Source organism: Metapseudomonas otitidis (assembly GCF_900111835.1).
Taxonomy (GTDB): domain Bacteria; phylum Pseudomonadota; class Gammaproteobacteria; order Pseudomonadales; family Pseudomonadaceae; genus Metapseudomonas; species Metapseudomonas otitidis.
In genome coordinates this window covers 174,645-193,638 of record NZ_FOJP01000001.1, presented here as the reverse complement: position 1 = coordinate 193,638, position 18,994 = coordinate 174,645, and the positions used below count along the sequence as shown (strand labels likewise).

At 67.1% G+C, this 18,994-nt stretch carries 19 protein-coding genes; 6 read left to right on the top strand and 13 right to left on the bottom strand.

All coding sequences use genetic code 11. From position 1 onward, the window contains the following. Positions 1-211: 211 nt before the first annotated feature. From BM198_RS00945 to BM198_RS00930, 4 genes are all read right to left on the bottom strand, one after another. Positions 212-559, bottom strand: a complete 348-nt coding sequence (locus BM198_RS00945) for a NirD/YgiW/YdeI family stress tolerance protein (RefSeq protein WP_074967111.1) — start codon at positions 557-559, stop codon at positions 212-214. 105 nt (positions 560-664) lie between these two features. Further along, positions 665-1,579: an SdiA-regulated domain-containing protein gene (locus tag BM198_RS00940; protein ID WP_074967109.1), complete on the bottom strand. Its 915-nt coding sequence runs from the start codon at positions 1,577-1,579 to the stop codon at positions 665-667. 70 nt (positions 1,580-1,649) lie between these two features. Continuing rightward, positions 1,650-2,315: a fumarylacetoacetate hydrolase family protein gene (locus tag BM198_RS00935; protein ID WP_074967107.1), complete on the bottom strand. Its 666-nt coding sequence runs from the start codon at positions 2,313-2,315 to the stop codon at positions 1,650-1,652. Between the two features lie 60 nt (positions 2,316-2,375). Continuing rightward, positions 2,376-3,767, bottom strand: coding sequence for an FAD-binding oxidoreductase (locus tag BM198_RS00930; RefSeq protein WP_044402245.1), 1,392 nt, complete (start codon positions 3,765-3,767; stop codon positions 2,376-2,378). A 179-nt stretch (positions 3,768-3,946) separates the two neighbouring features. Between BM198_RS00930 and serA the strand changes: the two genes are divergently transcribed. After that, the gene (gene serA, locus BM198_RS00925) at positions 3,947-5,176 is read left to right on the top strand and encodes a phosphoglycerate dehydrogenase (RefSeq protein WP_044402243.1); all 1,230 of its coding nucleotides are present in this window, start codon (positions 3,947-3,949) and stop codon (positions 5,174-5,176) included. Between the two features lie 530 nt (positions 5,177-5,706). On the opposite strand, the gene BM198_RS00920 is transcribed toward serA, so the two are convergent. Then, positions 5,707-6,141, bottom strand: coding sequence for a DUF4399 domain-containing protein (locus tag BM198_RS00920; RefSeq protein WP_044402242.1), 435 nt, complete (start codon positions 6,139-6,141; stop codon positions 5,707-5,709). Between the two features lie 129 nt (positions 6,142-6,270). Between BM198_RS00920 and BM198_RS00915 the strand changes: the two genes are divergently transcribed. Continuing rightward, positions 6,271-6,891, top strand: coding sequence for a substrate-binding periplasmic protein (locus tag BM198_RS00915; protein WP_074967105.1), 621 nt, complete (start codon positions 6,271-6,273; stop codon positions 6,889-6,891). Here the strand turns inward: BM198_RS00915 and BM198_RS00910 are convergent. Next, the gene (locus tag BM198_RS00910; RefSeq protein ID WP_044402239.1) at positions 6,883-7,383 is read right to left on the bottom strand and encodes a 2-thiouracil desulfurase family protein; all 501 of its coding nucleotides are present in this window, start codon (positions 7,381-7,383) and stop codon (positions 6,883-6,885) included. The two genes, BM198_RS00915 and BM198_RS00910, sit on opposite strands and share 9 nt — an antisense overlap. A gap of 179 nt (positions 7,384-7,562) precedes the next feature. Between BM198_RS00910 and BM198_RS00905 the strand changes: the two genes are divergently transcribed. After that, the gene (locus BM198_RS00905) at positions 7,563-8,120 is read left to right on the top strand and encodes a DUF6160 family protein (RefSeq protein ID WP_074967103.1); all 558 of its coding nucleotides are present in this window, start codon (positions 7,563-7,565) and stop codon (positions 8,118-8,120) included. Between the two features lie 12 nt (positions 8,121-8,132). Here the strand turns inward: BM198_RS00905 and BM198_RS00900 are convergent, their stop codons facing one another. Next, complete coding sequence (locus BM198_RS00900) at positions 8,133-8,756, bottom strand: 2OG-Fe(II) oxygenase (RefSeq protein ID WP_044402234.1); 624 nt, start codon at positions 8,754-8,756, stop codon at positions 8,133-8,135. Positions 8,757-9,062: 306 nt separating this feature from the next. Between BM198_RS00900 and BM198_RS00895 the strand changes: the two genes are divergently transcribed. Then, complete coding sequence (locus BM198_RS00895) at positions 9,063-9,815, top strand: DUF2059 domain-containing protein (protein WP_074967101.1); 753 nt, start codon at positions 9,063-9,065, stop codon at positions 9,813-9,815. Positions 9,816-9,831: 16 nt separating this feature from the next. Here BM198_RS00895 and BM198_RS00890 read toward each other — a convergent pair whose 3' ends face one another. Further along, complete coding sequence (locus BM198_RS00890; RefSeq protein ID WP_074967098.1) at positions 9,832-10,773, bottom strand: phospholipase BipL; 942 nt, start codon at positions 10,771-10,773, stop codon at positions 9,832-9,834. Between the two features lie 83 nt (positions 10,774-10,856). On the opposite strand from BM198_RS00890, the gene BM198_RS00885 reads away from it, so the two are divergent. Beyond that, positions 10,857-11,471: a DUF6436 domain-containing protein gene (locus tag BM198_RS00885; protein ID WP_394328311.1), complete on the top strand. Its 615-nt coding sequence runs from the start codon at positions 10,857-10,859 to the stop codon at positions 11,469-11,471. Here BM198_RS00885 and BM198_RS00880 read toward each other — a convergent pair. Next, a complete protein-coding gene (locus BM198_RS00880) occupies positions 11,441-12,235 on the bottom strand; it encodes a substrate-binding periplasmic protein (RefSeq protein ID WP_208610341.1) in 795 nt (264 codons plus the stop codon). The two genes, BM198_RS00885 and BM198_RS00880, sit on opposite strands and share 31 nt — an antisense overlap. A 107-nt stretch (positions 12,236-12,342) precedes the next feature. Further along, the gene (locus tag BM198_RS00875; protein ID WP_044402223.1) at positions 12,343-13,386 is read right to left on the bottom strand and encodes an AraC family transcriptional regulator; all 1,044 of its coding nucleotides are present in this window, start codon (positions 13,384-13,386) and stop codon (positions 12,343-12,345) included. A 107-nt stretch (positions 13,387-13,493) separates the two neighbouring features. Between BM198_RS00875 and BM198_RS00870 the strand changes: the two genes are divergently transcribed. After that, a complete protein-coding gene (locus tag BM198_RS00870; protein WP_074967531.1) occupies positions 13,494-15,878 on the top strand; it encodes a penicillin acylase family protein in 2,385 nt (794 codons plus the stop codon). A gap of 181 nt (positions 15,879-16,059) precedes the next feature. Here BM198_RS00870 and BM198_RS00865 read toward each other — a convergent pair whose 3' ends face one another. Genes BM198_RS00865 through BM198_RS00855 form a run of 3 tightly spaced genes read right to left on the bottom strand, consistent with a single transcriptional unit; the run spans position 16,060 to position 18,988 of the window. Then, on the bottom strand, positions 16,060-16,944 hold the full coding sequence (locus BM198_RS00865) for an ABC transporter permease subunit (protein WP_044402221.1): 885 nt from the start codon (positions 16,942-16,944) through the stop codon (positions 16,060-16,062). Continuing rightward, a complete protein-coding gene (locus BM198_RS00860; protein WP_074967094.1) occupies positions 16,941-17,849 on the bottom strand; it encodes an ABC transporter permease subunit in 909 nt (302 codons plus the stop codon). The genes BM198_RS00865 and BM198_RS00860 overlap by 4 nt, the downstream gene beginning before the upstream one ends. After that, on the bottom strand, positions 17,846-18,988 hold the full coding sequence (locus tag BM198_RS00855) for an ABC transporter ATP-binding protein (RefSeq protein ID WP_074967092.1): 1,143 nt from the start codon (positions 18,986-18,988) through the stop codon (positions 17,846-17,848). The genes BM198_RS00860 and BM198_RS00855 overlap by 4 nt, the downstream gene beginning before the upstream one ends. Positions 18,989-18,994 lie beyond the last annotated feature (6 nt).

Here is an 18,994-nt window from a genome sequence, read left to right as displayed (position 1 = left end):
TCACCTCGTCGGTCTATGACTAAGTCTTCGAGCGAGAGGCGATGGTAGTGACTCGGTTCAAGGGGCCGCTGTAGGCGAACCCCACTTCGGCTTGAGGAATGTTCCCGGCGGAACACACCATTCCCCAGATCAATGACAGTGCTGCCGCCGGATGGAGCGCAGGGCGCACGCTGGTGCGCCTTGGGGAGGGGAGACAGCTCCGCGTGAGCGATCAGTTCACCCGCTCGACGAACTCCACGTCGATCTCGCGGCCCATCAGGTCGCGATCCACCTCACCGGTGAGCTTCACGGTGGCCTTGTCGTCGATGGACTGGGTCGGCCAATCCTCGTCGTCGATCTCAACCTTGATGGTGCCGGTGGCGTCCTTGAACTCGTAGATATCGCCCTTGATGCGCTTGACGATCTGCCCCTGGAGGACAACGGTCGCATCGTCGCTGGCCTGCATGGCAGCGGCGACGGTGGTGATCGCCTGGTTGGCGCCGGGGCCGGTGTAGCTGGACGCCAGGGCGGCGGTGGAGAACAGCGGGGCGATCAGCAGGGCAAGGTATTTGGCGTTCATGGTAGTGATCCCGTATCGGTGTGTGGTTGACGGGATCAGGCTAGGGCCGGGCGCTGAAACGAGGCTTAAAAGCCCCTTAAGCGAACCTTAAGCGGTCAGGGCGGCTCAACCGCGCTCCGTCACCTGGGGCGCGCTGCGGCGGAAGACGTAGAACAGGTTGGGCTCGCTGACCATGTAGATGTCACCGGCCTCATCCATGGCCACGCCTTCGGCACGGGGGATGCGGCTTTCCAGGCCATTGAAGCCGCCCAGCAGGCTGATGAAGCTCACCGGCTCACCGGACTCGTCCAGCTCCAGCAGCAGGTTGGATTGCGCGGAAAGTGCCAGGACGTGCCCGGTACGCGGGTCGACACTGAGGGCCGACAGGTTGCGCATGCCCAGCCCATAGCTGGGCAGTGGCTGGAGTTCACCCGCCAGGTGGCGGCTGCCATCAGAGGCGAGGCTGAACATCGCGGTGGGCTCGCGCTCCTTGCCCAGCAGCAGGCGCCCTTGGGCCGGGTCCCAGGCGATGCCTTCGAACCCCTTGTTGCCGGAGTCGGCAAAGCCCAGGTCGAACTCGTCGGCGTCGTGGACATCCAGCTCGCGGGTCAGCGGATCGAGGGTGAAGATCGACAGGGTGCGACGGCGTTCGTCCGTCACGGCGACATTGCCGTTCTCCAGCACCGCCACGCCTTCGAGGTTGGCGAACCCATTGAGCGGGATGCGCCGCAGCACCTCGCCCTCGCGGGAGATTTCCACCAGCATCGGCGTCTTGCCGGTCACGGTGAACAGGGTGCGCGTCACCGGGTTGTAGGCCAGGTCCGAGGCTTCATCATTCTCCAGGCCCGCCAGCGGCTTGCCCTGGAGGACCGCCCGGTAGCCCGGCAGCCAGATGCTGTCGGCCTGCTCGCCCTTGCTCAGGTTGCGCTCGCTCAGCCAGAGCTGGGCACGGTCATCGAGGTGCAGGTAGCGCAGGGCGCCGCCACCGAGGATCAGCGCGGCGCCCAGGAGGGAATAGCGGAGGGTGCGGGGGAACTTCATGGCCGACGACTGCTTCGGGCGAATGGCCGTCTGATGCTATGCCAGCCGAAAAGTTCCCCGCCAGTGAATTTCAGATGACGCCGCTTTCGAAGGTGCTGTGGCCGACCAGCTCCAGCACCAGCGCATCGCCCTTGCTGAGCGGGCCGACGCCGACCGGCGTGCCGGTCAATACCACGTCGCCCGGCTGCAGGCTGAAGTGCTGGCTGATGGCCTGGAGCAGCGGGAGGATGGGGTTGAGCATGTCGCGGCTGTTGCCGTCCTGGCGCACCTCGCCATTGATGCTCAGGCGGATGCCGATGTCGTCCAGGGCCTCGACGGCATCTCCCGGAACGAAGGGCGCCAGCACGCAGGCGCCGTCGAAGGCCTTGGCGACCTCCCAGGGCCAGCCCTTTTCCTTCAGCTTGGCCTGGACGTCACGCAGGGTCAGGTCCAGCGCCGGGGCGAAGCCGGAAATGGCGTCACGGGCCTCTTCGGCACTGGGGTGGCGCGACAGCGGCTTGCCGATCAGCACGGCGATCTCCGCCTCGTAGTGCACGGCCCCCCGGTCCTCGGGAATGGAGAACCCGCCCTCGATGGCCACCACGCTGGACGCCGGCTTGATGAACAGCAGCGGCTCGGTGGGCACCGGGTTGTTCAGCTCCTTGGCGTGCTCGGCGTAGTTGCGGCCGATGCATACGACCTTGCCGAGGGGGAAGTGGATACGGGTGCCGTCGACGTACTGGTGCTGGTAGCTCATTAACCGACTCCTGAACGGTGAATACGAAACAGGCGGTGGATCGCTCCACCGCCTGCCTGGTCAGTTGAAGATCTTGCCGGGGTTCATGATCCCGTTGGGATCGAACACCGCCTTGATCGCCTTCATGATCGCGATCTCCGGCTCGGAACGGCTGTAGCCCAGGTAGTCGCGCTTGGTCATGCCCACGCCGTGCTCGGCGGAGATCGAGCCGTTGTACTTCTGCACGGTCTCGAACACCCACTTGTTCACGGTGGCGCACTTGGCGAAGAACTCGTCCTTGGACAGGGCGTCCGGCTTGAGGATGTTCAGGTGCAGGTTGCCGTCGCCGATATGGCCGAACCAGACCACTTCGAAGTCGGGGTAGTTGGCCTCGACGATGCGGTCGATGTCGTGGAGGAAGGCCGGGACCTGGCCGACGGTGACCGAGATGTCGTTCTTGTACGGCGTCCAGTGGGAGATGGTCTCGGAGATGTACTCGCGCAGCTTCCACAGGTTCTGCAGCTGTTGCTCGCTCTGGCTCATCACGCCGTCCAGCACCCAACCCTGCTCGACGCAGTGCTCGAAGGTGGCCAGTGCGTCGTTGGCGACTTCCTCGGTGGTGGCCTCGAACTCCAGCAGCGCATAGAAGGGGCAGGGCGTCTCGAAGGCCGCCGGCACATCACCACGGGCCAGCACCTTGGCCAGGGCCTTGTCGGAGAAGAATTCGAAGGCGGTGAGGTCCAGCTTGTTCTGGAAGGCGTGCAGCACCGGCATGATCGAATCGAAGTCCGGGGTGCCGAGGACCATGGCGGTGAGGTTCTTCGGCGCGCGGTCCAGGCGCATGGTGGCCTCGACCACGAAGCCCAGGGTGCCCTCGGCACCGATGAACAGCTGGCGCAGGTCATAGCCGGTGGCGTTCTTGATCAGGTCGCGGTTCAGCTCCAGCAGCTCGCCGGTGCCGGTGACCACCTTCAGGCCAGCGACCCAGTTGCGGGTCATGCCGTAGCGAATGACCTTGATCCCGCCGGCATTGGTACCGATGTTGCCGCCAATCTGGCTGGAACCTGCCGAGGCGAAATCAACCGGGTAGTACAGGCCCTTCTCTTCCGCGAAGTTCTGCAGCTGCTCGGTCACCACGCCCGGCTGGCACACCGCCGTGCGATCGTATTCGTTGAAGGCGAGGATCTGGTTCATGTAGTCGAACGCCACCACCACCTCGCCGTTGGCCGCCACCGCAGCGGCCGAAAGCCCGGTACGCCCGCCGGACGGCACCAGCGCCACCTTGTGCTGGTTGGCCCAGCGCACGATGGCCTGCACCTGCTCGATGGTCTTGGGGAAGACGATGGCGGTCGGTGCCGGGGCGAAATGCTTGGTCCAATCCTTGCCGTAGGCCTCCAGGGAGGCGGCGTCGGTCAGCACCTTGCCGGGTTCGACCAGGGTCTTCAGTTCTTCGATCAGGGCGGCGTTGGTCATCAGAGGAACTCTCGAATCATTCATGGTCGCCCTGAGAACGTTTCAGGTCGCAACCGAGCAAGGAAAAAGGAAGGCATGCTAGCATACGCACCCCGTGAATCATGCCTTACAGGCGTTTTACGGGGTAGCTGCCGCACAGCCTGCTTCTGACTTCACTACCGGGACAAATAGGTACGCAGATGAGCAAGACCTCTCTCGAAAAGAGCAAGATCAAGTTCCTTCTCCTCGAAGGCGTCCACCAGAACGCCGTCGACACCCTGAAGGCCGCCGGCTACAGCAACATCGAGTACCTCAAGGGCGCGCTCTCGGGTGACGAGCTGAAGGAAAAGATCGCCGATGCCCACTTCATCGGCATCCGCTCCCGTACCCAACTGACCGAAGAAGTGTTCGACTGCGCGAAGAAACTGATCGCCGTGGGCTGCTTCTGCATCGGCACCAACCAGGTCGACCTCGACGCCGCCCGTGCCCGTGGCATCGCGGTGTTCAACGCCCCCTATTCCAACACCCGCTCGGTCGCCGAGCTGGTCCTGGCCGAGGCCATCCTGCTGCTGCGCGGCATTCCGGAGAAGAACGCCTCCTGCCACCGTGGCGGCTGGATCAAGTCCGCAGCCAACTCCTTCGAGATCCGTGGCAAGAAGCTCGGCATCGTCGGCTACGGCTCCATCGGCACCCAGCTGTCCGTCCTCGCCGAGGCCCTGGGCATGCAGGTCTACTTCTACGACGTGGTCACCAAGCTGCCCCTGGGCAACGCCCAGCAGGTGGGCAACCTGCACGAGCTGCTGGGCATGAGCGACATCGTCTCCCTGCACGTGCCGGAACTGCCGTCCACCCAGTGGATGATCGGCGAGAAGGAAATCCGCGCCATCAAGAAGGGCGGCATCCTGATCAACGCCGCACGCGGCACCGTGGTCGAGCTGGACCACCTGGCCGAAGCCATCAAGGACGAGCACCTGATCGGCGCCGCCATCGACGTGTTCCCGGTGGAACCCAAGTCCAACGACGAGGAATTCGCCAGCCCGCTGCGTGGCCTGGACCGCGTGATCCTGACCCCGCACATCGGCGGCTCCACCGCCGAAGCCCAGGCCAACATCGGCCTGGAAGTGGCCGAGAAGCTGGTGAAGTACAGCGACAACGGCACCTCCGTGTCCTCCGTGAACTTCCCCGAAGTGGCCCTGCCGTCGCACCCGGGCAAGCACCGCCTGCTGCACATCCACCAGAACATCCCGGGTGTGATGAGCGAGATCAACAAGGTGTTCGCCGACAACGGCATCAACATCTCCGGCCAGTACCTGCAGACAAACGACAAGGTCGGCTACGTGGTGATCGACGTCGACGCCGAGTACTCGGACCTGGCGCTGGAGAAGCTGCAGCACGTGAATGGCACCATTCGCAGCCGCGTCCTGTTCTAACCTCAGGGCTGCTGCGCGTCGGCGATACGGCGTTGGGAACGGCCTCGAAGTGCTCATTTACAGTCGTAAACTCCGCGCTTCTCGACCATTCCCGCCTTGTATCGCTCTAGCTCGCGAGCCCTGACGACGGAGCTGGACAGTAAAAAGGGAGGCCTCGGCCTCCCTTTTTCGTGCCTGCGATTTCACGTGCATCAACGATGCGACGTGAGAATGGCCCCGAAGTGCTCATTCACAGTCGTAAACTCCGCGCTTCTCGGCCATTCCCGCCTTGTCTCGCTCCAACTCGCGAGCCCTGACGACGGAGCTGGTCAGTAAAAGGGAGGCCTCGGCCTCCCTTTTTCGTGCCTGCGATTTCACGTGCATCAACGATGCGCCGTGAGAATGGCCCCGAAGTACTCATTCACAGTCGGGAACACCGCGCCTATCGACCATTCCCGCCTTGTCTCGCCTGGCTCGCGAGCCCTGACGACGGAGCTGGACAGTAAAAAGGGAGGCCTTGGCCTCCCTTTTTCATGCGTGCGTTTTCACGCTCATTTCACGGTGACCGTGATTTTCTCGGAGATCACCGGCGGGTCCAGCGGGACGTGGTTCTTGTCGCCCACCAGCAGTTGCAGGGTGTGCTTGCCCGGCGGCAGGGTCACTTCGGTTTCGGTCTGGCCCTTGCCGAAGTGCTTGAGGTTGTCGGTCATCGGCAGCGGCATGTTCATCGCCGGCTCCTGATCCAGGTCGATCAGCAGGTGGTGGTGGCCGGTCGCCGGTGCATCCACGCCTGCCGGCGCGACGCCCATGCCCTTGAGACCGAACTTGACGGTAAACGTCTTGTCCACAGTGGCGCCGTTGGCGGGCTCGATGAAGTAGACCTTGGCACCCTCGGGTGCTGGCGTGCGGGGCATGTCCGCAAGAGCGGCCGCGGAAAAGGCCGAGAGCAGGGCCGCCAGGCCAAGGGGGGCGTACGCAAGCTTCATGACGAATCTCCTTGTTTCGTGAGCTACACAGACCTCCCGCCGCCGCGTAGGTTCACCGCCGGATCGTTCCGCCAGGTCTACGCTGGAGAAGCGGGAAGGCACCCATCAGAACATAACCGAGGTTTTCCCATGCGCCTGTTGTACTGCCTGTTGTTTCTACTGCCCCTGGCTTCGCCGTCGGTCCGGGCGGACCTCATCGACGACGTGTGGGAGCGGGGCAGCCTGCGGATCGCCCTGGTGGAAAACGATGCAGCCTTCGCCCTGCGCGACGGCGAACAGCTGCAGGGCTACGGGGTGGACCTGGGCAACGCCCTGGCCGACGAGCTGAACGTGAAGGCGGACTTCATCCCGGTCAGCCCCGAGGAACTGATGGAGAGCCTGCGCAGCGGCAAGGTGGACATCGCCCTAGGCAGCAGCCTGAAGACCGCCTACGAGGACCCGCAACTGGAACTCAGCGAGCCCTACACCCACACACCTGCACCACCGACTGCCGCCACGAACCCGGCCCCCCAGGGCCTGGCGCCCAGCCCGTCGAAGCCAGCCGCCCCGGTGGAGGGCATTCCCTTCCGCCGCGACAACCCGGCCTTCCGCAGCGCCCTGAACAATGCACTGGGCAAGCTGCGCAGCACGGGCCACCTGGAGCAGTTGGAACAGAAATGGCACGGCGGCCACGAGGCACCCGCCGCGACAGCACCGCAGGCGCCCGCTTCGGCGCCGGAGCCCACCCCCGAACCGGCGGCCTCAGAGTAGGTCGTCCGCCTCCAGGGCTGCGAGGCAGGCCTGCGCGGCCTCCAGCTGCGTCTCGTTGAACACCCGCACCCCGGCCTGCCGTAACAAGGCGGCCGTCACCCCCTCCCCGGGGATACGGGTGCCGGTGAAGGTACCGTCGTAGGCCTCTTCGTTTCCGCAGGACGGGCTCCGCGCCTTGAGCACGGCCACCGCGATGCCGTGGTGCCGCACCAGCTCCAGGGCCAGGCGCGCGCCGGCGACGAAAGCCGTGGTGACGTCCTCACCGCCATCGGTCATCACCCGCGCCTGCCCCTCCAGCACCTGGAGGCCCTGCCCACCGGGAATCTCGGCCGGCGGGCGCGGCGTCGGCAGCCCGCCTTCCACCTCGGGGCACACCGGCACCACGCGCCCCTCGTCCTGCCAGCGTTGCAGCAGGTCATAGGGGCCGTGGGCGCCGCCGTCGTAACGCACCCGCTGCCCGAGCAGGCAGCGGCTGATCAGAATCTTCTGCATGGTGATCTCCTCGGCGCGCAGGGTACTCCCGGGCCACACCCGGTAACAGCCCGAGGCCCCACACCCCGTCGCACCCACCTTTGGCTGGCCCATCCTTCGGCGGGAAACGCCGTCCGGCCCTGGCATCCGCCACAGGCCCCGCCCACACTGCGGCCGCCCCTTCGCGAAGGACAGTCGCCATGCCCATAACAAGAAAAGCCCTGCCCCCGCTCCTCGCCTGCCTCACCCTGCTGGCCGCCAACACCAGCCACGCGGACCTCCAGGTCCTGGACAACGGCCAACTCGGCCAGGTGACCGGCCAATCCGGCCTGAGCATCCGCCTGGACGTGATGTCCCGCATCGACCGGCTGACCTGGACCGATGACGGCGGCAACGCCTCCCTGCGCAACATCCGCATCGACAACGGCTGCCTCAGCGCCGCCGACTGCCCCAACGGCGCCGGTGGCAGCTTCGCCCTCGGCCCGGCGCAGCTGGGCCTGACCCTGCCGGTGTTCAACGTCGACCAGCCGACCCTGATGGTGGATGTGATCAAGAACGCCAGCGGCGTCGAGCAGATGGTGCTGACCCTGCCGGACCTGACCACCATCAACGACCAGTTGATCCAGTCCGGGCTGCCGGCCCAGCGCATCCGCATGCGGGTGGCCGCCGACATGTACGTGGGCGAGAGCAGCCTGGGCAGCATCGAGGTGCGCGACATCGTCGACCTGCGCGGCACCCTCAAGGTCTGGGGGCACTGAGCCCCCTGGCGATCAGAGCGGCGTATCGCCCCGGCGGCGGAACCAGCCGGTGAGGGACAGCCGCTCGCGGTTGGCCGGCAGCACCTCGTGGGGCAGGTCGCCGGAGAGGAACACCACCAGGGTGCCGGCCTCCGGCTCCACGTCTCGGATCGAACCGTCGGCGAAGTAGAGCCGCAACTGGCCGCCCTGCTCGGGCTGCCAATCGGGATTGAGGTAGAGCACGGCGGAGACCGTGCGGCGGTCGTCATCGCGGAAGCGGTCCACGTGCTTCCGGTAGAAGGCGCCGGGCGGGTAGAGCGCAAAGTGCGCCTCGAAATCCTCCAGCCCCAGGAACAGTTCGCGGTTGAGCACCAGCCGCAGCTCGTCCATCAACGCCAGGTAGCGATCGGAAACCTCGGCCTGCCCCGGCTCCAGCCAATCAATGCTGTCGCCGCGGATGCCCTCGCGGACCTGCAGCGCGTCCCCACGGCCGATACCGGCCTGACTCAGCACCCCAGCCGCAGCACGCGCCCTGCATTCGCCGGCCAGCGCCGCCACGAAGTCGTTGTCCAATGCGCTGGCGAGCAGGCACCAGCCTTGGCGGGCAAGGCCATCGGCAAGCGTGTCCGGGGAAAATTCGAAAGGGGGGGTCGGCATGGTCGGGGCATTCTAAATGGGCGCTATAACGCCGCCTACAGGGCGAAAGGAAAAATCTTTCACGCCCGACGAAAGCCTCCTGCAAGCACGCTTTACCGTCCCTGCAACCGCCCGCCAGGCCTGGCGTTCATAGCCTAGAACGAATTTCGTGCGCAGGGCCCCGGCATGCCTCGACAAGCACCCCAAGCCCCCGGAAAATAGCCCGCGCCGCACCACCCCCGTGAATCGTCGGCACCCCGGCCGAACCGAGCCCGCCCCTCCGGGTCCTAGAACAACACCGGCTCTCGTTTCCCCCCAGGAGATCCCATGCGCCTGCTTCTCGCTGTCACCTTCCTGCTACTCGGTCTGCCGGCGTTGGCCGACGACCACGCCAGCCTTTACCAGGCGGCGGGCTGGCCGGAACAGCGGACGCATTTCACCGACGCGCTGAGCGCCGCGCAGCAGCGTTACCAGAAGAGCCTGCCGCCGGCCGTCTACCAGGCACTGGTGGACAACAGCAACCGCCGCTTCCAGGGCCAGGCCATGGACCAGCGCGCCCTCGCCGCACTGCGCGCCAACCTGAACGATCCACGCCCGGCCCTGGCCTTCTTCCAATCGCCGCTGGGGCGCAAGGTCACCGCCGCCGAGGTTCTGGCCACCCGCCGTGACCAGCTCGCCAAGAACGCCAACGGCCTGCCGCGCATGGAAGCCAGCGCCACCCGCCAGTTGCAGGTGCGCCACCTGGCCCAGGCCCTGCCGGCGCGGGAGGCGGGTGCCGAGGTCAGCCTCGCCCTGGCCGGCGTCGCCGCCGACAGCCTGAGCCAGATGCTCCCCGGCTTGCTGGGCGGCGGCCAGGCCCAGGGCATGCTCGACGGCCAGCGCCAGCGCCTGATGGAGCAGATCGGCAACGACCTGGACAACACCCTGCTGTACGTCTATCGCGGGCTGTCGGACCCGGAAATGGAAGAGTTCGTCACCTTCGCCGAATCCCGAGAAGGCCGCGCCTATTACCAGGCCGCCCTGGCCGCCGTGCGCGCCAGCCTGGCGGTGGGGCAGGACGCCTCCAGCCTCGCCCCCTGAGGCGAGGCCCGCCCACTTACTCCAGGCGCTGCCTGAGGAATTCGAAGTAGCGCTCGCGGTAGGCCGCCGACTCGTTCACCAGATGATGCCCGGCGCCGGGCAGCATCAGCACCTCGGGCGCATCGAACTTGGCCTGCAGCACCTGCAGGTTGTGCCGCCAGTCCACCGTCATGTCGCCATCGCCCTGGATCACCAGCGGCCGGTGCGGGCTGCGCTGGGCGGCTTCGATGCGCGGCACCCAGCGCGACAGGGCTCCGACCCAGGCGGTGGGCAGGCTGCGCGGCTGCAGCGGGTCGCGGTTGTGGACGAAGTCGATGAACTCGGCATCGCTGGAGTTGACGCTGAAGCGCCGGGGGATGGACTCCACGAACGGGCGCAGCATCAGGTAGCTGAAACGCGACCAACCCCAGGCACGCGGGCGCACCAGCGGGGCGAACAACAGGGTGCGCCCCAGCCCGGGCGGGGGCGAGCCGGTGAGCAGGAAGTCCAGCAGGATGGCCCCGCCCGTGCTCTGCCCGGCCAGGTGCCAGGGCTGCGGCAACCCCAGCCGCTCGGCCTCGCCCAGCAGCGCCACCAGCACCGCCTGGTACTCGGCGAAATCGCCGATGCTGGCCCGCTCGCCACTGGACAGGCCGTGCCCGGGCAGGTCGCAGGCGATCACCGCAAAGCCCATCTCCAGCGCCCAATCCACCAGGTGGCGGTACAGCCCCATGTGATCGTAATAACCGTGCAGCATCACCAGGGTGGCGCGGGGCTGTGCCGGCCACCAGGCCTGGGTGGCGATGCGGTAGCCGCCCACGTCCAGGCTGCCGAGGCGCACATGGGGCGCCGGCTTGCGCATCGCCAGGTCCAGCCCGTAGTAGCGACGATAGGTCGCCGCCAGCTCCAGGTCAGGGGCGTCGGCGGCCAGCGGGCGCAACAGCGGGCGCAGTTGTTCGGGTTGCGGAGCGTCGGACATCGGGGCTTCCAGGCGGCAGGGCAGTCGGGCTCGCCGCTTCTCGGGGCGGCAGTGGCTGCCGATATTCAGCTGCACGGCCGGCCATGGCAAGCTATGCGCCCCGCACAAGGTCGGCTCCCATGCGTTCATTTCCCCTCAAGTCCCTGCTCCTCGGCCTGCTGGCCCTGGCCGTCGTCATTGCCCTGGGCCTGGCCTACCGCTGGTACGAGGGGCGCTACATCCGCCCCTTCGACGAGCGCACGGCGCTGTTCTCCGGCGATGCACTGCACCTGCCGGCCTCCCTCGCCGGGCCGGGGCCGATCCGCCTGGTGCACTTCTTCGACCCGGCCTGCCCGTGCAACGTCGGCAACCAGCAGCACCTGGGGGAGCTGATCGAACGCTTCGCCGACCAGGGCGTGACCTTCTATGCGGTGCAGAAACCCGGCAGCCAGGGGCACCTGCCGCAGAACCTGCAGCGCATGCAGCTGCTGGCCGGACTGCCGGGGGCCGAGGCCATTCCCGCCACGCCTGCCGTGGGCATCTGGGACCGCGACGGCAAGCTGGCCTACTTCGGCCCCTACAGCGAGGGGGCGGTGTGCAACTCGGCCAACAGCTTCATCGAACCCATCATCGAGGCGCTGCTCGCCGGCCGAGCCGTGGAAGCGACCCACACCCTGGCGGTGGGTTGCTACTGCGAATGGGCGCCGGCCGGCGGCTGATCCAGCCCGGCCGGGCGGAAGCGCTGGAAGATGGCCTCCGTTTCACCGCTGGCGTTCATTGCCCGCAGCTCCCCATTCAGCGCCTTCACCAGGGCCTCGCCCCGGGGCGAACTACGCGCCACCAGCAGGTAGAAGGCCTTGCGCGACGGCAGCACGAGGTAGCGCAGGGTTCCGTCGGCCCGGTAGGCACCGAGTTCGATGCCGCCGTAGAGCGGTTCGATCTCGCTGGGGAACAGATCGCAGCGCTGGCGCGTCACCAGGTCCAAAGCCTGCTGCACACTGGCCACCCGCTGGGGCTCATCGGTGATGCCGTAGGGGTCGTAGTTGTAGCCGATCACGCCGCACAGCCGCTGGTTGGCCAGGGCACCCGGCGCCTTGATGTCCGGCGGTGTGGGAAAGCGGATGGCGGAATAGAACAGCCCGAGGCGGGTGTGGTAGAGCGGCTCGCTGTAGTGGGCGAACGCCGCTCGCTCGGGGGTGTAGCTGGCGTCCCAGGTCACCTCGCAGTTCTGGCGGGAGGCGTAGTCCGCCAGCTCCTGCTGCACCCGCGCCCAGGGCAGGTAGCTAACGTCGTAGTCGTATCCGAGGTGCTTCAGCGCGGTGAGCACCAGGGTCGCGGCCGAGCCGGTGAGCCGCGATTGATCAGGCTTGCCGTCATAGCGCTCCCAGTAGGTGAAGGGTGGCCACTCGTTGCCGCCACCGAGGCAGATCTTCACCGGCTCCGCCGCCCAGGCGCCTGCGCCCCCGGCCAGCAGCCCCAGCATTGCCACACATCTGAGCATTGCACCGCCCTCATCCAGGTCTGGCCGACGCCCCTGTCACTGCGGTCGCCTTCCCTGCCGCCACCGCGATGGCCCTTGAGGACGCGGTGTCATTCCGAGCATAGACCAGCCGATGCGACCGACAGGTGCCGGGCGCCCGGCGTATGCCCCTCCCAGCGCTGGAAGGCCCGGTAGAACGGCGACAGCTCGGCGAAGCCGCAGGCACGGGCCACCTCGCGCACGCCGTGGCCGGCGTCGAGCAGCTCCCGGGCACGCATGCGCCGCACCTCGTCATGCAGGGCGCGAAAGCCCGTGCCCTGTTCGGCCAGGCTGCGCTGCAGGGCACTGCGGGTCATGCCCAGGGCCTGGGCGCAGGCAGCCAGCGTGCAGTCACCACGCTCCAGGCGCAGGGCCAGCCAATAGCGCACCCGCTCCTGCAGCTGGTTCTCCACCAGCTCCGCCAGTTGCCGCTCGGCCTCCCGCTCCAGCACCTCGAACACCCTCGGACTGGCGCTGCCCAGGGGGCGGGCCAGCAGCGACCGGGGTAACAGCAACGCATCGTGGGGCTGGGCGAACAGCGGCTCCACCCCGAACAGCCGACGGTGCTCAGCCAGGCGCCGGGGCGCGGGGTGGCGGAAGCACACACCCAGCAGCGGCAGCGGCTCCCCCAGCACCGCGCCGAGCATGCGGCTCAGCAGCAGGGCGACGCACTCCACCTGCTGGCGCAGGTGCCCCACCCCGACGTAGTGCAGGTCGATGACCAGCCGGGCCACTTCGCCGTGCTCCTCCAGGCGCGCGGCGAAGCCGCCGGAGGCGACGTGCTGGTAGCGCACGAAAGCCTCCAGGCCCTGGCGCAGGTCGCGGGCGGCCTGCAGCAGGTAGCCCATCACGTCCATCGGCCGGGGGCGCATGACCTCGCCCAGGTGCAGGCCGATGTCGTCGTCACCGGTCATGCCGGCCATGGCCAGCCAGAAGCGCGGGGCGCTGTCGTGGTCCTCGCGACCGTCCAGCCAGGGCACGGACGGCGCCAGGCCGAACACCCGGCGGTAGGTGTCGGTGGGGTCCAGGCCAAGCTCGGCCAACGCTTCGTAGAGCAGGCGGCGCAGGGTCGAGGAATGGGTCAGGGCAGGGCGGGGGAACGGCGAGAAATCCATGGCACCTCCGGAGTGACCAAATGCTCTGCGCTTCGCGGCATCTGGTCAATGCCAGCGCAGCGGCCGCTGCGCAGAATGGCGCCCACTACAACAAGGAGAATCCGCCCATGAAACGTACCCTGACCGTCCTTGCCGTGGTGGTGGCCGCCGCTGCTGCCGGCGCCACCTGGTACACCCAGAGCAAGAAGCCGGTGCGCGATGGCGAACTGGCCCTGAGCAACCTCCAGGCCCCGGTGAGCGTCCGCTACGACGAACGCGGCGTGCCGCACATCCGCGCCGAGAACGAAGCCGACATGTACCGCGCGCTGGGCTTCGTCCACGCCCAGGACCGCCTGTTCCAGATGGAGATGCTGCGCCGCCTGGCCAAGGGCGAGCTGGCCGAAGTGCTGGGCCCGCGCCTGGTGGAGACCGACCGCCTGTTCCGCACCCTCGAACTGCGCCACCACGCCCAGGAATACGTGCGCCGGATGGACCGCAACAGCCCGTCGGCCAAGGCGCTGGAGGCCTACCTGGACGGCATCAACCAGTACCAGGCCAGCCGTCCGGCCCCGGTCGAGTTCGACCTGCTGGGTATCCAGAAGCAGCCGTTCACCGTCGAGGACACCTTCGCCGTGGCCGGCTACATGGCCTACAGCTTTGCCGCAGCCTTCCGCACCGAGCCGGTGCTGACCTACATCCGCGACGAGCTGGGCGCGGACTACCTGCGCGCCTTCGACCTGGACTGGCACCCCGAAGGGGTGGTGGGCCAGAAGCTGGCGGCTGCCGACTGGAAGGCCCTCAACAGCCTCGCCCGGGTCAGCCACCAGGCGCTGGTGGAAGCCGGCCTGCCGCAGTTCGAGGGCAGCAACGCCTGGGCGGTTTCCGGCAGCCGCACCGCCAGTGGCAAGCCGCTGCTGGCCGGCGACCCGCACATCCGCTTCGCCGTGCCGGCAGTGTGGTACGAGGCGCAGATGAGCTACCCGGGCTTCGACCTCTACGGCCACCTGCAGGCGCTCAACCCCACCGCGTCGCTGGGGCACACCGCCCGCTTCGCCTGGAGCCTGACCATGTTCCAGAACGATGACCTGGACCTGGTGGCGGAGAAGGTCAACCCGGACAACCCCAACCAGGTCTGGTACCAGGGCCAGTGGGTGGACATGACCCAGCGCGAGGAAGTGCTGAAGGTGAAGGGCGCCGACCCCATCACCCTCACCCTGCGCCGCTCGCCCCACGGCCCCATCGTCAACGACGCCCTGGGCGCCACCGCCGGCAAGACCCCGATCGCCATGTGGTGGGCCTTCCTGGAGACCGAGAACCCGGTGCTGGACGCCTTCTACCAGCTCAACCGCGCCGACACCCTGGACAAGGCCCGGGCGGCGGCGGAGAAGATCCACGCCCCCGGCCTCAACGTGGTCTGGGCCAATGCCGACGGCGACATCGGCTGGTGGGCCGCCGCGCGCCTGCCGAACCGCCCGGCCGGGGTGAACCCGTACTTCATCCTCGACGGCAGCCAGGGCGAGGCGGACAAGCCGGGCTTCCTGCCCTTCAGCGCCAACCCCCATGAGGAGAACCCGGCGCGCGGCTACATCGTCTCGGCCAACTACCAGCCGCAATCGCCCACCGGCGTGGCCATCCCCGGCTACTACAACCTGCCGGACCGCGGCCAGCGCCTGGACAGCCGCCTGGCCGACGCCAGCGTGAAGTGGGACCTGAACAACAGCCAGGCCCTGCAACTGGACACCGCCACCGGCTACGGCCCGCGCCTGCTGGCACCGCTGCTGGACGACCTGCGGGCCGCCGCCGGCAACGACGACGAGCGCGCCCTGGTGGAGCAACTGGCCGCCTGGAAGGGCGATCACCCGCTGGATTCCACCGCCGCCACGCTGTTCGAGCAGTTGATCTACGAACTGGCCAAGGGCGCCTTCCACGACGAACTGGGCGATGCCTTCTTCGACAACCTGCTGTCGACCCGTGTGCTGGACGTGGCCCTGCCACGCCTGGCCGCCGACGCCCAGTCGCCCTGGTGGGACGTGCGCGGCACCGAGGCCCGGGAGAGCCGGGCGGATGTGGTCAAGGCCGCCTGGCAGGCCAGCCTGGCGCACCTGGAGAAGACCTTCGGCACCGACCGCGCGAACTGGACCTGGGGCCGGGCCCACACCCTCACCCACGGCCACCCGCTGGGTCAGCAGAAGCCGCTGGACCGCCTGTTCAACGTCGGCCCCTTTGCAGCACCGGGCGCCCACGAGATGCCCAACAACCTGGCCAACCGGGTCGGCCCGGCGCCGTGGGAGGTGGTCTACGGGCCGTCCACCCGCCGCCTGATCGACCTCGCCGACCCGGCCCACGGGCTCGGCATCAACCCGGTGGGGCAGAGTGGCGTACCGTTCGACCGTCACTATGCGGACCAGGCCGAGCGCTACATCGAGGGCCAGTACGTGCCGATGCACATGAGCGACGAGGACGTGCAGGCCAACACCCGCGACACGCTGAAGCTGGTGCCACGCGCCCAGTGACCCGAGCACGCCCCCGGCCCCAGCGGGCCGGGGGCGTTGTCGTTGCTACGGCGTGCTCGTGGTACGTCAGGCCCGCTTGCTTCCCCCACGCGCAGGGTACGGCCGGCCTGTACAGCTCCACGCCAGGACACGCCCAAGAAAAAGGCCACCCGAAGGTGGCCTTTCTCGTTTCACGCGGCGATCAGGCCGAAGCCGGCTGGGCGCTGCGCTTGTTGCTGGAAGCGGCTTCCAGGGCCATGGCTTCCATGGCCTCCTGGATCGCGCGCTTGCGGCGCTCTTCGGCCTTGCGGCTGAAGTACCAGGCCAGGAAGGTGAACAACGACACGCTCAGCAGGATCAGGCTGGCGACGGCGTTGATCTCCGGCTTCACGCCCAGGCGCACGGCGGAGAAGACCTCCATCGGCAGGGTGGTGGAGCCGGGGCCGGAGACGAAGCTCGCCAGTACCAGGTCGTCCAGGGACAGGGCGAAGGACATCATCCCGCCCGCCGCCAGGGACGGCGCGATCATGGGGATGGTGATCAGCAGGAACACCTTCCACGGGCGAGCGCCCAGGTCCATGGCCGCTTCCTCGATGGACAGGTCCAGCTCCCGCAGGCGCGCCGACACCACGATGGCCACGTAGGCCGAGCAGAAGGTGGTGTGGGCGATCCAGATGGTCACCAGCCCGCGCTCCTGGGGCCAGCCTATGAGCTGGGCCATGGCCACGAACAGCAGCAGCAGGGACAGACCGGTGATCACCTCGGGCATGACCAGCGGCGCGGTGACCATGCCGCCGAACAGCGTGCGGCCACGGAAGCGCGGGATGCGGGTCAGCACGAAGGCCGCCAGGGTGCCCAGGGCCACGGCGGAGATGGCGGTGTAGAAGGCGATCTCCAGGGAGCGCATCACCGAGGTCATCAACTGGGTGTTGTCCAGCAGGCCGACGTACCACTTGATCGACCAGCCGCCCCACACCGTCACCAGCTTGGAGGCGTTGAAGGAGTAGATGACCAGGATGACCATCGGCAGGTAGATGAACAGCAGACCCACCCACAGCATCAGGTTGGAGAAACTGAAGCGCTTCATACCTTGCCCTCCAGTTCCTTGGCCTGGTTACGGTTGAACAGGATGATCGGGACGATCAGGATCGCCAGCATCACCACCGCCAGGGCGGATGCCACCGGCCAGTCGCGGTTGTTGAAGAACTCCTGCCACAACACCTTGCCGATCATCAGCGTCTCCGGTCCGCCGAGCAGCTCGGGGATCACGAACTCGCCCACCACCGGGATGAACACCAGCATGGAGCCGGCGATGATGCCGTTCTTGGACAGCGGCACGGTGATCTTCCAGAAGCTGTTGAAGTTGCTCGAACCGAGGTCGGAAGCGGCTTCCAGCAGGCTGAGGTCGTGCTTGACCAGGTTGGCGTACAGCGGCAGCACCATGAACGGCAGGTACGAATAGACCACGCCGATGTACACCGCGAGGTTGGTGTTGAGGATCTGCAGCGGTTCGCTGATGACTCCGATGGTCATGAGGAAGCCGTTGAGCAGGCCGTTGTTGCTGAGGATGCCCATCCACGCGTAGACGCGGATCAGGATCGCGGTCCAGGTCGGCATCATGATCAGCAGCAGCAGTACGGTCTGCGACTCCTTGCTGGCGCGGGCGATGGCGTAGGCCATCGGGTAGCCGATCAGCAGGCAGAGCAGGGTGCTGAAGAAGGCGACCTTCAGCGAGCCCAGGTAGGCCGCCAGGTAGAGTTCGTCCTCGTTCAGCATCAGGTAGTTGCCGAGGTTGAGGACGATCTGCAGCTGGTTGTCGGCCCAGGTGTAGATCTCGGTGTACGGGGGGATGGCCACGTCCGCTTCCGCGAAGCTGATCTTCAGCACGATGGCAAAGGGCAGCAGGAAGAACAGGAACAGCCAGAGGAACGGGACCCCGATCACCGCATGCCGGCCCGTGGGCAGGCGCTTCTTTATGCTGGATATTTTCATGACCGCAGCACCACCCCGCTGTCGTCCTCCCACCATACGAAGACTTCATCTTCCCAGGTCGGCCGGGCACCGCGACGTTCGGCGTTGGCGACGAACGACTGGACGATGGAGCCGCCGGGCAGCTGCACGTAGAACACCGAATGGCCGCCGAGGTAGGCGATGTCGTGGATCTTGCCGCGGGACCAGTTGTACTCGCAGGTGGGCTGCTCGGTGGTGACCAGCAGCTTCTCGGGACGCAGGGCGTAGGTGATGCGCTTGTCCTGCACGGAGGTGGTCACGCCGTGGCCGACGTAGATCGGACGCTCCAGTTCGGCGCAGGCGATCAGGGCATGGTCTTCGGCGTCATCCACCACTTCGCCGTCGAACAGGTTGACGTTGCCGATGAACTCGCACACCAGGCGGCTGATGGGGGTCTCGTAGATGTCCACCGGGCTGCCGATCTGCTCGATGCAGCCCAGGTGCATGATGGCGATGCGCTGGGCCATGGTCATGGCCTCTTCCTGGTCGTGGGTCACCATCACGCAGGTCACGCCCACGCGCTCGATGATCTCCACCAGTTCCAGCTGCATCTGCGAACGCAGCTTCTTGTCCAGGGCGCCCATGGGCTCGTCGAGCAGCAGCAGCTTGGGCCGCTTGGCCAGGGAGCGGGCCAGGGCCACGCGCTGGCGCTGGCCGCCGGACAGCTGGTGCGGCTTGCGCTTGGCGTACTGGGTCATCTGCACGAGCTTCAGCATCTCGTTGACCCGCTCTTCGATCTCGGCTGCGGGCAGGCGATCTTGTTTGAGTCCGAAGGCGATGTTCTGCGCGACAGTCATATGCGGGAAGAGCGCATAGGACTGGAACATCATGTTGATGGGGCGCTCGTAGGGCGGCATGTCGGTGATGTCGACACCGTCCAGGTAGATGCGCCCTTCGGTCGGGCGTTCGAAACCGGCGAGCATCCGCAACAGGGTCGACTTGCCCGAGCCCGAGCCTCCCAGGAGGGCGAAGATCTCGCCCTTGTTGATGGTCAGCGAGACGTCGTCGACCGCGAGGGTCTCGTCGAACTGCTTGGTTACCCGGTCGATCTTGACCAGCACCTCTTTGGGTTGCTGGCCGCCCTCGAGGGCTTTCTTGTAGGCGCCGGAGGCTATAGCCATTACCAC